The organism is Hydrogenibacillus schlegelii (genome assembly GCF_001653195.1).
In the GTDB taxonomy this organism is placed as follows: domain Bacteria; phylum Bacillota; class Bacilli; order Thermicanales; family DSM-22653; genus Hydrogenibacillus; species Hydrogenibacillus schlegelii.
Window position 1 is genome coordinate 34,823 of sequence record NZ_JXBB01000034.1, and the last position, 11,242, is coordinate 46,064.

At 66.9% G+C, this 11,242-nt stretch carries 13 protein-coding genes and 3 tRNA genes; 5 read left to right on the plus strand and 11 right to left on the minus strand.

Translation table 11 applies throughout. From position 1 onward, the window contains the following. Nucleotides 1–76: 76 nt before the first annotated feature. Nucleotides 77–150: transfer RNA gene (locus SA87_RS08680), tRNA-Gln, on the plus strand. A gap of 1 nt (nucleotide 151) precedes the next feature. Further along, a tRNA-Glu gene (locus SA87_RS08685) sits at nucleotides 152–227 on the plus strand. Between the two features lie 57 nt (nucleotides 228–284). On the opposite strand, the gene SA87_RS08690 is transcribed toward SA87_RS08685, so the two are convergent. Together SA87_RS08690 and SA87_RS08695 are read right to left on the minus strand one after the other, a co-directional pair. After that, nucleotides 285–707 (minus strand): Asp23/Gls24 family envelope stress response protein, encoded by a 423-nt coding sequence (locus tag SA87_RS08690; protein WP_066202080.1) that lies wholly within the window; start codon nucleotides 705–707, stop codon nucleotides 285–287. 158 nt (nucleotides 708–865) lie between these two features. Beyond that, nucleotides 866–1,147: an acylphosphatase gene (locus SA87_RS08695; protein WP_066202082.1), complete on the minus strand. Its 282-nt coding sequence runs from the start codon at nucleotides 1,145–1,147 to the stop codon at nucleotides 866–868. Nucleotides 1,148–1,505: 358 nt separating this feature from the next. Between SA87_RS08695 and SA87_RS13535 the strand changes: the two genes are divergently transcribed. Continuing rightward, the gene (locus tag SA87_RS13535) at nucleotides 1,506–1,673 is read left to right on the plus strand and encodes a hypothetical protein (protein ID WP_169816944.1); all 168 of its coding nucleotides are present in this window, start codon (nucleotides 1,506–1,508) and stop codon (nucleotides 1,671–1,673) included. Between the two features lie 273 nt (nucleotides 1,674–1,946). Here the strand turns inward: SA87_RS13535 and SA87_RS08705 are convergent. The 6 genes from SA87_RS08705 to SA87_RS08730 all read right to left on the minus strand — a co-directional run bounded on the left by SA87_RS08705 (nucleotide 1,947) and on the right by SA87_RS08730 (nucleotide 6,547). Then, nucleotides 1,947–2,032, minus strand: a tRNA-Leu gene (locus tag SA87_RS08705). Between the two features lie 117 nt (nucleotides 2,033–2,149). Next, on the minus strand, nucleotides 2,150–2,593 hold the full coding sequence (locus SA87_RS08710; protein ID WP_066202090.1) for a YugN family protein: 444 nt from the start codon (nucleotides 2,591–2,593) through the stop codon (nucleotides 2,150–2,152). A gap of 89 nt (nucleotides 2,594–2,682) precedes the next feature. Continuing rightward, complete coding sequence (locus tag SA87_RS08715) at nucleotides 2,683–3,696, minus strand: EamA family transporter (RefSeq protein WP_066202092.1); 1,014 nt, start codon at nucleotides 3,694–3,696, stop codon at nucleotides 2,683–2,685. A 2-nt stretch (nucleotides 3,697–3,698) separates the two neighbouring features. Next, a complete protein-coding gene (locus tag SA87_RS08720; protein ID WP_066202094.1) occupies nucleotides 3,699–5,543 on the minus strand; it encodes an LTA synthase family protein in 1,845 nt (614 codons plus the stop codon). A gap of 28 nt (nucleotides 5,544–5,571) precedes the next feature. Continuing rightward, nucleotides 5,572–6,054 carry a hypothetical protein gene (locus tag SA87_RS08725; protein WP_066202096.1) on the minus strand — a complete coding sequence of 161 codons (483 nt, stop codon included), beginning with the start codon at nucleotides 6,052–6,054 and terminating at the stop codon, nucleotides 5,572–5,574. 235 nt (nucleotides 6,055–6,289) lie between these two features. Then, a complete protein-coding gene (locus SA87_RS08730) occupies nucleotides 6,290–6,547 on the minus strand; it encodes a hypothetical protein (protein WP_066202098.1) in 258 nt (85 codons plus the stop codon). Nucleotides 6,548–6,705: 158 nt separating this feature from the next. On the opposite strand from SA87_RS08730, the gene aceA reads away from it, so the two are divergent. Continuing rightward, nucleotides 6,706–7,986: an isocitrate lyase gene (gene aceA / locus SA87_RS08735; RefSeq protein WP_066202100.1), complete on the plus strand. Its 1,281-nt coding sequence runs from the start codon at nucleotides 6,706–6,708 to the stop codon at nucleotides 7,984–7,986. 186 nt (nucleotides 7,987–8,172) lie between these two features. Here the strand turns inward: aceA and SA87_RS08740 are convergent, their stop codons facing one another. Continuing rightward, nucleotides 8,173–8,412 carry a hypothetical protein gene (locus SA87_RS08740; protein WP_066202102.1) on the minus strand — a complete coding sequence of 80 codons (240 nt, stop codon included), beginning with the start codon at nucleotides 8,410–8,412 and terminating at the stop codon, nucleotides 8,173–8,175. A 454-nt stretch (nucleotides 8,413–8,866) separates the two neighbouring features. On the opposite strand from SA87_RS08740, the gene SA87_RS08745 reads away from it, so the two are divergent. Then, nucleotides 8,867–9,550 carry an MgtC/SapB family protein gene (locus tag SA87_RS08745; protein WP_066202104.1) on the plus strand — a complete coding sequence of 228 codons (684 nt, stop codon included), beginning with the start codon at nucleotides 8,867–8,869 and terminating at the stop codon, nucleotides 9,548–9,550. Nucleotides 9,551–9,566: 16 nt separating this feature from the next. Here the strand turns inward: SA87_RS08745 and SA87_RS08750 are convergent, their stop codons facing one another. Both SA87_RS08750 and SA87_RS08755 read right to left on the minus strand, forming a co-directional pair. Then, a complete protein-coding gene (locus tag SA87_RS08750) occupies nucleotides 9,567–10,511 on the minus strand; it encodes an SPFH domain-containing protein (protein WP_066202106.1) in 945 nt (314 codons plus the stop codon). Continuing rightward, on the minus strand, nucleotides 10,492–11,175 hold the full coding sequence (locus SA87_RS08755; RefSeq protein ID WP_169816945.1) for an NfeD family protein: 684 nt from the start codon (nucleotides 11,173–11,175) through the stop codon (nucleotides 10,492–10,494). The genes SA87_RS08750 and SA87_RS08755 overlap by 20 nt, the downstream gene beginning before the upstream one ends. Nucleotides 11,176–11,242 lie beyond the last annotated feature (67 nt).

An 11,242-nucleotide genomic window follows, 5' to 3' on the forward strand; every position in this document is an offset into this window, starting at 1 on the left:
GCGCCAGAATACGTGATAAGATTGGTTTTGCTTGCGGCACGAGGGAGACGATCCCCAGAGACGCAAGCGAAGGCATTGCGGGATGGTGCAATGGTAGCACGCCTGACTCTGGATCAGGTAGTCTAGGTTCGAATCCTAGTCCCGCAGCCACGGCCCCATCGTCTAGCGGCCCAGGACGCCGCGTTCTCAGCGCGGAAACCGGGGTTCGAGTCCCCGTGGGGTCACCATACATAGCAAAAAGGGCGGCGCCTGCCGCCCTTTTTCGTTTGGGACGGAAGATCGCTCTACCGCACCCGCGGCGCCTTTTCCGGAACGACTTCGGCCTCCTGGGGCCGCTCTTCTTTCGGGAAGCTGATGTCGACGACGTGGACGTTCACCTCCACGACGGTGAGCCCGGTCATCATTTCGATCGCCCGCTTGACATTCCGCTGGATGTCCTCGGCGACCTGCCGGATGGCCCGCCCGTATTCGACGACGACGGAAACGTCCACCGCCGCCTCCCGCTCTCCCACTTCGACCTGAACGCCGCGGGACGGGTTCCGCTTGCGACCGAAGCGATCGACGAGCTCCTCCACGAAGCCGCTCGACATCCCGGCGACCCCTTCCACCTCCTGCGCCGCGAGGCCGGCGATGATGCCGACGACTTCCGGAGCGATGCGAATTTTCCCCAGCTCATTCGTCTCATAAGCCGGAACCTGGTTCTCCAAGCGGACCCCTCCTTTTCCCCGGTTGACTCTAGCGTACCGAAGCCGCTTTCGCCTGTCAAATGGGCAGCGACATCCCGGCCGGCCTTCACCCGACCGGTCGGCCGGCGACCCAAACAGCCGGGCCCGGAGGCAGTTCGCCGTCGGCGTCTTTGCACCTCCTAGCCGATGATGCGAAAGCCGGGCTTTTCCCCTTCCGGCGCGCCGAAGGTGACGTCGACCGCCTCGACGCGGGCGGCCGGCGGCCCCGAACGCCCCCAGGCGACGAGCGCCTCGACGGCATCCCGCGGGCCTTCGGCGACCGCTTCGACACGGCCGTCGGGAAGGTTCCGCACCCAACCGTTTACGCCGAGGCGCTCCGCTTCCCGCCGCATCGAAAAGCGAAAGCCCACGCCCTGAACGTGCCCGCGGATCCGGATGTGGGCCCGCACCCGATCCGACATCGTCTCCCTCCTCCGAGAACGCCGGTGCTGTCATTCATTATAGTACGCCGCGGGAAGGCTTGCCTCCTTCAGGGGGCGGGACGAAAGCGGCGCTCGAACATTTGTTTGAATTTCGGTATCCTCGCCTTGGACTCAAAAAGGAATAGAAGACCCGGGAGACTTATTTTTGGGATGCCGTCGTCCGGAAGCGAACGCCCCTCGTCCGGTACCTCGAGGCGAAGGCAAAGCGGCTCGGGCTTTCGCGCCTCGCCTGGTTCGACGTCGAGGCGCCGCTTCCGGCCCGGAAGGCGACGATCCCCTTTACGAAGGGGCGGCCATCATCGCGGAAGGGCCGTCGTTTCACCGCCGCTACCGGGCGTTGCTCCGGGACACCGGCCGCCTTCCGGTCGAGCGGCTGGCCCGGGCGCACCTCGGCGCCGATCTGACGCGGCCGAAGTTCTGGGAGCGGGCGGTGGAGGCGGCGGTCGCCGACGTCGATGCGTTTGTGCGAGAGGCCGACGTCCTCCCGGCGGATGGGGAACGATGATCCGGACATTCGTCGCGCTTCCCGCCGGCGTCCGGCGGTTCGTCCGGTGCGAAGCGTTGCTCGGGCTCGATCCGGGGATCATTGGGCACCGAGCGGCCTCTTTACGCTCGTGATCGGGGGAAGCGCCATCCCGAATCGCTCTGGCCGTCGAACGATTCGGGCGCAAGCGGCGCTTCGTCACCGGCATCCTGAAGAAGGAAACGCCAAGCGGGAGCAAAAACAAATCCCCTAAAGCCTCGTCCGGCTCGGCTTTAGGGGATTTTATGTCCGTGGTGGTGCGGGTGAGAGGAGTCGAACCTCCACGGGGGTTGCCCACTAGATCCTGAATCTAGCGCGTCTGCCAATTCCGCCACACCCGCAGAACAGCTGTCAGACGATATACATCGTAACACCGCTCGCCCAAGTTGTCAACGGAAAAATTTGCGCTCATGCGATCGGAAATGGACGAAGATCGCCCCATCCGCCGGCGGCCGCCGTCAACCGGCGACCGGCGCTCCGGCGAGGGCCTCCCGGACCTTTTGCACGACCGCCTCCGACGCCTCTCGCCACCGATCCTCGTCGATCGGAGCGTCGGGGTCTTTCGGCGGCTGGAACTGGTTCCACATCGCGCTTAAGCCCTGGGCGTCGAAAAACGGGTGGGCCGGCATCGGCCCGACGCCGTGTTGGAGCACATGCCGGAGCAAAAACGGCGTCCCGAAACGGACCCGGGCCGCCGGGGCGTCGAGCGCTCCGGCGACGACCGCGATCGGCAGGCGGATGTAATAGTCCGATTCTCCCACCCGGGCGAGCAGCCGATCGAGGTACCCGCCGTCGTACTCCCAACCGCCGCCGAGCTCGAATCTGAGCGGTCGGAGGCGCATAAGCGCCTCGCCGAAGGTCATCTCCTTTCCCTCGATCCCTTCCCCGGAAAGGCGAAGCACGGCCGTCCCTCGCTTTCGTCAGACCGCGTTTTTGAGGCAACGCCATGATTAGCCTTCCCGAAGTCGGCGGCGCCCATCCATGCCGGGCCCTACCCAAGGGCCCTCTCTGCCGGCTTCCCCCCGCCGGCCGTGCCTCCGTATGCGACGAGGGCCACGCCGGCGACGATCAGCGCCACCCCGGCGAGCTCCACCCCTCCGAGCGGCTCGCCGAGAACGACGGCCGCGGTGATCATCCCGACCGGAAGCTCCGCCGAGGAAAGGAGCGTCGTCGCCGCCCCGCCGATCCGAGGTGCCCCCCAGTTGAACAGAAGCGGCGGCAGGACCTGGCCGAAGAGGGCGAGCCAGAGGACGAGCCCGAACGCCGACGGTGGAGCCAGAAGCGACGCCGACGGCTCCGTGAGACGGAAAAAGGCGCTGACAACCAGCGCGCCGGTGACGACCATCACCAGCGAGCGGTCGACGACGTCATACGGCGCCCGGATGCGGGCGGTACCGAGGAGAAACGTCGTGTAGCTCCCGGCGGCCAAAAGGCCGAGCGCCATCCCCCGAAGATCGATCGCCGACCAGTCGATCGCCCACACCCGGAGGGCGAGCGCATCGCCGACGAAGATGAGGACGACGGCGAGCGCCCGCCCTGCCGTGATGCGAACGCCGAAGAGGAGGCGTTCCAGGACGATCCCCATCCAGACGAACTGAAACAAAAGCACGAGCGCCACCTGCGCCGGAAGCGTCCGGAGGGCGCCGTAGTAGGCGAGGCTCACGCCGGCGAGGCCGGCGACGCCAAGGGCGGCGAGGCCGGCGATCGCCCGGCCCCTCCCCCCTTCGTCCGCCGGCTCCTCCGCCGGCCTAAAAGGCGTCGCCTTCTTCCCCTCTTCCCGAACGCCCCGGCGAGCGACGAAGGGCCGGCGGCTGAACGAGGGGCGACGGTCGAACAAAAGCCGTCGGCCGACGCGAACGACCGTAAGCAGCACCGCCGCCCAGAACAACTGACCGAATGTCACTTCGGCAAACGAAAGCCCCGCCTCATACGCCCGCTTGACCGCCGGCGCCAGCGTCCCGTACATGGACGCCGCCAGCAAGACGGCCAAGGCCCCCATGCGCATCCTCACGGCTCCCTCCCTTCGCTCCGATCGTCGCCGGCTCCGGCCCCTTCCTCGATCGTCCGCTCGACGTACCGGGTCAGATGGATGAGATCCGCCACCCGAAGCGCCTCTTCGGCCCAGGCCGGAAGCGCCGGCCGAATTCCGTCGGGATCGATGAACGCCGGCTCGGCGTAGTCGCCGCCGGGAAGGACGGCATAAGACGGCGTCGGAGCAAGCAGGCTCCGGCCCATCGCCTGACCGGCCCACGCCGAGGCGGGAAGGCCGAGCAGGTTCGAGAGCGTCGGCGCGATGTCCACCTCTCCGCCGATCGTCGCCACCGTCTCCCCGGCAAGCCGCGGATGATAAATCAGAAAAGGCACCGGCTGATACGTCCGCACCCACGCCTCAAAGTCGATCGGCCCGCCGAACGCCGCTTCGATCGCGTCCCGATCTTTGTGCCAGAGCAGTCCGTCGTGGTCGCCGTAGAGGGCGATCAGCGTTCGCTCGGCGAGACCCGCCTGATTGAGCGCCGCGATGAACTCCCCGAGCGCCCGGTCGACGTAGTGGATGCTTTCGAGGTAGCGACCGACGATCGTCCCGTCGAGCTCCGGCGGAAGCGGAAGCGTCCGCTCTTCTTCTGGAAGCTCAAAGGGCAGGTGGCTCGAGAGGGTGATCACAAACGCATAAAACGGCTCCGGCGTCCGGGTGAGCCGCTCTGCCGTCTGGCAAAAGAGCGACCGGTCCGAAAGCCCCATGCCGATGATCTCGTCCGCTTCCAGATGCTCCAGCGACACAAACGGCTCAAGCCCGAGCCCCGGATACATCTTCGCCCGGTTCCAGTAGGACGCCCGGTCCCCGTGGACCGCCAGCACCGCGTACCCCTGCGCTCGAAGCTTCTTCGCCAGCGACGGGTAAGCCGCACCGGCAAACCGGTAAAAGGCCGCTCCCCGGGCCGCCGGATAGAGAGACGTCTGCGACAGAAGTTCCGCATCGGAGCTGTTCCCTTCGATCGTCTGCGGATAAAAATGCGGAAAATAAAGCGCGTGTTCCCGCAGGCGCCGCAGGTTCGGCGTCACCGGAATCCCTTCGATGTCAAGGTCAAGCACAAAGTTGTGCAGCGACTCTACCTGAATGAGGACGAGGTTCATCCCCTGCGCCCAGCCGCGCCAGGGGTTATCAAACGAATCCCGGAGCTCCGGATCGTGCCTCCGGAACCAGGCCGCAATCTCCTCGAGCGCTTGCGGATTCGCCGCCGCTTCGCCCTCCCGGAGGATCGCCAGCGCGTCGACGACGTGGTGGCCGAGGGGTCCGTACCGCTGAACGGCTCCCCGGCCGACCGCCGGCCGGGACTCCCCGCCGGAGAAAGCCGCCGGCGCTTCGGCAGGCGCCGTGCGGACGGCCATCAGGGCCCAGATCCCCCCCACCGCCGCCGCCGCGACGAGACCGAAGAAAACGGCTTGCAAGGCCGGAATCGACGGCTTCGGCCGGCGACACGACCGCCGGGCGAAGACGTACGCCGCCGGGACGTCGGCCCAGACGACCCACTCCCGCCACGACCAGAGGGACTCGAGGCTCCCCCCGAGGCCGCCCAAATTGTTCACCTGAAGCAGGGCGTAGATCGACATCGGACGGCCGAAATAGCGAAAGTACAGAAGGTCGGCGAACAGAAGCGCCGAGACGGCGACGTTCATGCCGAAGCGGACCCACGGCTGCCGTTCCGGGCGGAAAACACCCGGCAACAGACCGAGCGCCAACGCGGCCACCAGAGACCAGAATGCGCCGGAGGCGGTCACGCCGCCGCCCATGATCGCCCCGGCGTAGACGAGTTTGATCCCGAGGGCGACCGGCCAGAGGATCTCCCCTGCCATCGGCTCTCCTCTCCCTTCCCCCTCCCGTTTATATCACAAAATGAATTTTTTCCCAAGCCCGATAGGCGGCGCTCAGCGCCCACGCCGCGCCTCCGACCGGCGCCGCCCGGAGCGTCACCCCGGGGAGCACCACCGCCCGGGGCCGATCCGGTCGGGGATAGCCGAGCGCCCGAAGGAGGGCCGGGACGGCCGGATGGGACGCCCGGGGCGCCAGCGCCCGAAGGAAAGCCGCCGCCGCGACGACGGCTTCGAGCCCGTTCGGCTCCGGCCAGACGAGGACGGCCGCCCAGAGCCCGCCGTCGAACCGCTCCGGTCCCCCCAGGCGCCCCCACAACAAAGTCCCCGGCGGCGCTTCATCCGGGAACAGAAGGACGTCTCCTTCCGGCGTCCCGAGCCCTTCCCAGCGGCGGATGCGGTAAGCCGGCCGGAGTCCGCCGACGGCGGCGTTCCAGCCGACGATGAGCTCCCGAAGGCTCGGCCTGAGCCACCCTTCCGCCCTTTTCCCCAGCACCGTTTCGCCCCCCGATCGCCGGATTTTCCGGTTTCATCCAGTATCGACCGGCGGGGAACCGTCCAAACGTCCCCTCCGAACCGCCGTCGGCAAAGCGGCGGAGGAAGACGAAGCGACCGTCAACCGAGCGGCGGCCGCAAAACAAAACGGCCGCCTCGCGGCCGTCGGATGTCGGATGAAAAGGTCCTTTTGAATTGGGAGCGGGCGAACGGCACGCCGCTTCCGCCCCTCCGGGTCACGGGGCCTCCCAGCCCTCTTTTTTCCAGTACGCCTGCATCGCCGAAAGATCAAATTCCGCCTCGGCGGTGCGGATCTTCTCCGGCTTAAACCGCTTGTAGAGCCAGTCGAGATAAGCCTTCCGCATCGCGAGCTTGATCGTCGTAAACCGCTGCTCGAACGCTTCGCCCAGTCCGGGGCGATCCCCGAAACCGCGGAAGCGGTAGACGACATGGCTCACGACCGTCATCATCTCCACCTTGAGGATTGGCGCCATTTTAGCACAAACGCCCGGCCAGGGCAATTCTAATTTTTGCGCTGCCATTTTTATAAAACGCCGTTTCAAATTGGATTGACATCGGCGGCGACTGTCGTATAATAGTGGTGTAGCGTTTGGTTTATTGTATAACAGAATCCGCGGAAAGGGAGAGGACCATGCCGACGAAACCGGAGCGCGCCGCCGCCCTCCGCCACGACTGGGAACACAATCCCCGCTGGCAGGGTATCCGCCGGGATTACTCGGCGGACGACGTCGTCAACCTGCAGGGGACGCTGACCATCGAGTACACCCTCGCCCGGCGCGGCGCCGAACGCTTCTGGCGGGACTTAAACGACCCGAACGGCTTCATCCGTGCCCTCGGGGCCCTCACCGGCGGCCAGGCGGTTCAGATGGTCAAAGCCGGCCTCAAGGCGATCTACGTGAGCGGCTGGCAGGTCGCCGCCGACGCCAACCTCGCCGGCGAGACGTACCCCGACCAGAGCCTGTATCCGGCCAACAGCGTCCCGGCCCTCGTCCGGCGGATCAACCGGGCGCTCAAACGGGCGGACGAAATCCACGCCCTCGAAGGGAAGACCGACATCGACTGGTTCGTGCCGATCGTCGCCGACGCCGAGGCCGGCTTCGGCGGACCGCTGAACGTTTTTGAGCTGACGAAGGCGATGATCGAAGCCGGCGCCGCGGCGATCCACCTCGAGGACCAGCTGTCGGCGGAGAAAAAATGCGGCCACATGGGCGGGAAGGTGCTCCTTCCGACGTCGCTCGCGATCCGGAACCTCACCGCCGCCCGCCTCGCCGCCGACGTCCTCGGCGTCCCGACGGTCATCATCGCCCGGACCGACGCCTTGGGCGCCACGCTCCTTCAGTCGGACGTCGATCCCCGGGATCGGAAGTTCCTCACCGGCGAGCGGACGCCGGAAGGCTACTTCGTCGTCAAGGCCGGACTCGAGCAGGCGATCGAACGGGCCCTCGCCTACGCCCCGTACGCCGACCTCCTCTGGTTCGAGACGAGCGAGCCGAACCTCGAAGAAGCGCGGGCGTTTGCCGAGGCGATCCACGCCAAATATCCCGGCAAGCTCCTCGCCTACAACTGCTCGCCGTCCTTCAACTGGAAAAAGAAGCTCGACGACCGGACGATCGCCACGTTCCAGGAACGGCTCGCCGAGATGGGCTACAAGTTCCAGTTCGTCACCCTGGCCGGGTTCCACGCGCTCAACCACAGCGTGTTCGAACTCGCCCGGGACTACCGGGATCGGGGGATGGCCGCCTACGCCGAGCTTCAGGAACGGGAGTTTGCCAGCGAGGCGTACGGCTACACCGCGACGCGGCACCAGCGGGAAGTCGGCGCCGGCTACTTCGACCAGGTCTCTCTCGTCATCTCCGGCGGGCTTTCGTCGACGCTTGCCCTCGTCGGCTCGACGGAAGAAGAACAGTTCTGAGAGCGCTCCGGATCTTGGCGCTCCCCGAGTTCGGTCTCCCCGAGATCGAAAACCGGCCGCCCCGATGATCGGGGCGGCCGGTCGGCGTTTTCGGCGCGCTTTCGTTTCCACGGCCTGCCGCTTCCACGCCCTTACGCCCTCCTCCCCGGCGTCGGTCCCCTCTTTCGGCGCATCCCGCCGGTCCCATCACTCGGCGCTTTTATCCCCCGTCCAGAGGGGAAGGTTGCGAAAGAGGGCGATGGCACCGGAGACAAAATAAAAGAGCGAGGCCAGCAGGGCGAGGAACGCGATCCACACCTCTTCATCGACGCCCGCCGCGACGTCCTCGACGGCCCCCGCCTCCATCGGATCGCGTCCGCGATCCCGTTTGACCCGCCGCGTCCGCTTCCCTCCCGTCGGCCGAACGCCGCCTTTTGGCCGCTCCATCGTCGCTTCCCCTCCCCCGATCCACCGGTTCCCGATCCGGCCGCCGCCGGTTCATCGGCGTCTTCCCGGTCGCCCTCCGTTTTCGGGCCAGCACCCGTCGGAAAGAGAGGACGGCGACCATGAGGCCGGTGCTCGAGCCGAGGAAGAGAAACATCGCTCCCAGCCCGGCAAGCCAGCGATCGGTCCGGGATCGTTCCACGTCGCCGCCTCCTTTCCGACGCGAGCTGAGCGCCGACGCACGCGCCCTTCCGCCCCGAACAAAACGGTGACCCCATCCCCTTCCGACACCGGTGCGACGGGGGTGCCCGTGTCCTTCCGACGCTCGCAACGGCCTCCCCTGCGACGTCCTCTCTCCTCAAGGTATGCCCGTCTGAGCGGCGGCGGATGGACGCCGGGCCTTGGGTCGGACGAGGGCGGTGTGGTATGATGGGCGCGATCGGAAGGAGGCCGGTGCATGGAGGCGTGGTTGTTCATCGAGCGACTCCTCGTCGCCGCCGTCCTCGGCGGACTCATCGGCTGGGAACGGGGGCAGCGACACAAACAGGCGGGGCTCAAAACCCACCTGTTCGTCGCCGTCGGATCGGCCCTCATCACCGTGACGTCGATCTACGGCTTTCGCTCCTACATGAGCCCGGATACGCCGTACGACCCGACGCGCATCCCGGCGCAAATCGTGAGCGGCATCGGTTTTCTCGGCGCCGGGGCGATCCTCCGCCGTTCGGATTGGACGGTTCAGGGGCTCACGACCGCCGCCACCCTCTGGGTCGTCGCGGCGATCGGGATCGCCGCCGGGAGCGGATTTTACCTGCCGGCGGCGGCGGCGACGGCGATCGTCCTCGCCAGCTCGCTCTTTCTGCCGCGGGTTGAGGACCGGTTTTTCGGCAAAAAGGCGCACGCCCTCACCATCGTCGTCGAAGACCGGCCAGGGCGCCTCGGCGCCATCACCGCCGCCCTCGGGGCGCTCCAGGTTGACATCGTTCAGGCGAACCTCCGCCCCGGCGAAGAAGACCCCGACGGTCGGCCTGAGGACGTCGTCGTCGAACTCGCCGTGGTCCTTCCACCCCGGCGCACGCCCCTCGACGTCGTCGCCGCCTTGAAAGGCATCGCCGGCGTCCGGTCGATCGACTGGGAGCCCTAGCCGGGCCCTCGGGGGATCAACGGTCGAGCACTTCCTTCGCTCCGGCGACGACGCCGAGGAGGGAAGCGACGTCGCTCGGGACGATGAGCTTCGTCGCCTGCCCTTCGGCGACCTTCTCCAGCGCCTCGAGGGAGCGGATCTGGACGACTTCTTTCGTCGGCGCCGCCTGCTTGATCGCCTCGAAGATCATCCGCTGGCCCCGGGCCTGGGCTTCGGCGCGGGTCAGGATCGCCTGCGCTTCCCCCTCAGCCCGGAGGATCTGCGACTGCTTCTCCCCTTCCGCCCGGCGGATCGCCGCCTCCCGCTCGGCCTCCGCCTCGAGGATCTTCGCCTGCTTGAGGCCTTCTGCTTTCAGAATATTGGATTCCTTTTCGCCCTGGGCCATGAGCACCGCTTCCCGCCGGATGCGTTCGGCCCGCATCTGCCGCTCCATCGCGTCCTGGATCTCTTTCGGCGGGACGATGTTTTTGATCTCAACGCGGTTGATCTTGATGCCCCACTTGTCCGTCGCCTCGTCGAGCACCGCCCGAAGTTTGGCGTTCACCGTGTCCCGGGACGTGAGCGTCTGATCGAGGTCGAGTTCGCCGATGAGGTTTCGAAGCGTCGTCGCCGTGAGGTTTTCAATGGCGGCGATCGGATTGGCGATTTCGTACTGGTTGCGGATCGGATCGGTGATCTGATAATAGACGACGCTGTCGATCTGGATGCTCACGTTGTCCCGGGTGATCATGCTCTGGGGCGGAAACTCGACAACGTGCTCCCGAAGGTCCTTCACCGCCGCCACGCGGTCGATGATCGGGATGATGAGATGAATGCCGCTGTCCAGCACCCGGTGAAACTTCCCGAGCCGCTCCACGACGCAGACCTCCGCCTGGCGGACGATGCGGACCGACCGGATGAGGAGGACGACGAGGTAAACGGCGATTAGGAAAAGAACGACGTTAAACAACGTGGTGAACATTGCACCGCCCCTTTCGTTTGGACATTTTTCCACCCTCGGACCGCCGGCCGCCGCCGTCTCCGAGCCGGCGCCCTCCACCGGGGCCTCCGGGCGGGCCGACCGGCGCCGACGGATTCGGTCCGCCATTCGGCACAGACGGATTTGCATCGCCCCCTGGCGCCGACGGTCCCCCCGGCGCTTCCGCCCCGTCCTCCGGCGGTCCGGCCGCCCGATCCGGTTCGACGATGAGCGTCACCCCCTCGACGGCGACGACGCGGACCGGCCGGCCGGCGGCGATCGGGCCGCTTTCGCTTCGGGCCGACCAGATCTCCCCGTCGATCTTCACCTCACCCCGGACGGTGGCGTCGAGGGCGCTCAAGGTCCATCCCCGCCTCCCGACAAGGGCAAAGACGCCGCTCGCAAGCGACCGGCTCCGACGCCGCATCCGCTCCGAAAACGGCCGCGTCCCCCACCAGAGGGCGGTCGAAACGACAACAAAGACGGCGAGGGCGACGGCCGTCTCCGGGCGGAAAAGGGTGACGATTCCCGCCGCGAGCGCCCCGAGGCCGACCCAGACGAGGACGAACGTCACGGTGAACGCCTCGACGATAAAAAGGCCGAAGGCGAGGACGAACCATACGAGCGGGTCCCCGAGCCCCCCGAACACGTCCTGCAAACCACTCACCCCTTTGCGATCATAGCAGAAAATTACGAGGAAGAAAAGGGCCGACGCCGTCCCGCTTTCCCCGCCC

Coding starts and splice junctions, on each gene's coding strand:
- aceA (WP_066202100.1), top strand. CDS start 6,706: ATGCCGACGAAACCGGAGCGCGCCGCCGCCCTCCGCCACGACTGGGAA.
- SA87_RS08740 (WP_066202102.1), bottom strand. CDS start 8,412: ATGGAGCGGCCAAAAGGCGGCGTTCGGCCGACGGGAGGGAAGCGGACG.
- SA87_RS08715 (WP_066202092.1), bottom strand. CDS start 3,696: ATGCGCATGGGGGCCTTGGCCGTCTTGCTGGCGGCGTCCATGTACGGG.
- SA87_RS08695 (WP_066202082.1), bottom strand. CDS start 1,147: ATGTCGGATCGGGTGCGGGCCCACATCCGGATCCGCGGGCACGTTCAG.
- SA87_RS08750 (WP_066202106.1), bottom strand. CDS start 10,511: ATGTTCACCACGTTGTTTAACGTCGTTCTTTTCCTAATCGCCGTTTAC.
- SA87_RS08745 (WP_066202104.1), top strand. CDS start 8,867: ATGGAGGCGTGGTTGTTCATCGAGCGACTCCTCGTCGCCGCCGTCCTC.
- SA87_RS08720 (WP_066202094.1), bottom strand. CDS start 5,543: ATGGCAGGGGAGATCCTCTGGCCGGTCGCCCTCGGGATCAAACTCGTC.
- SA87_RS08730 (WP_066202098.1), bottom strand. CDS start 6,547: ATGGCGCCAATCCTCAAGGTGGAGATGATGACGGTCGTGAGCCATGTC.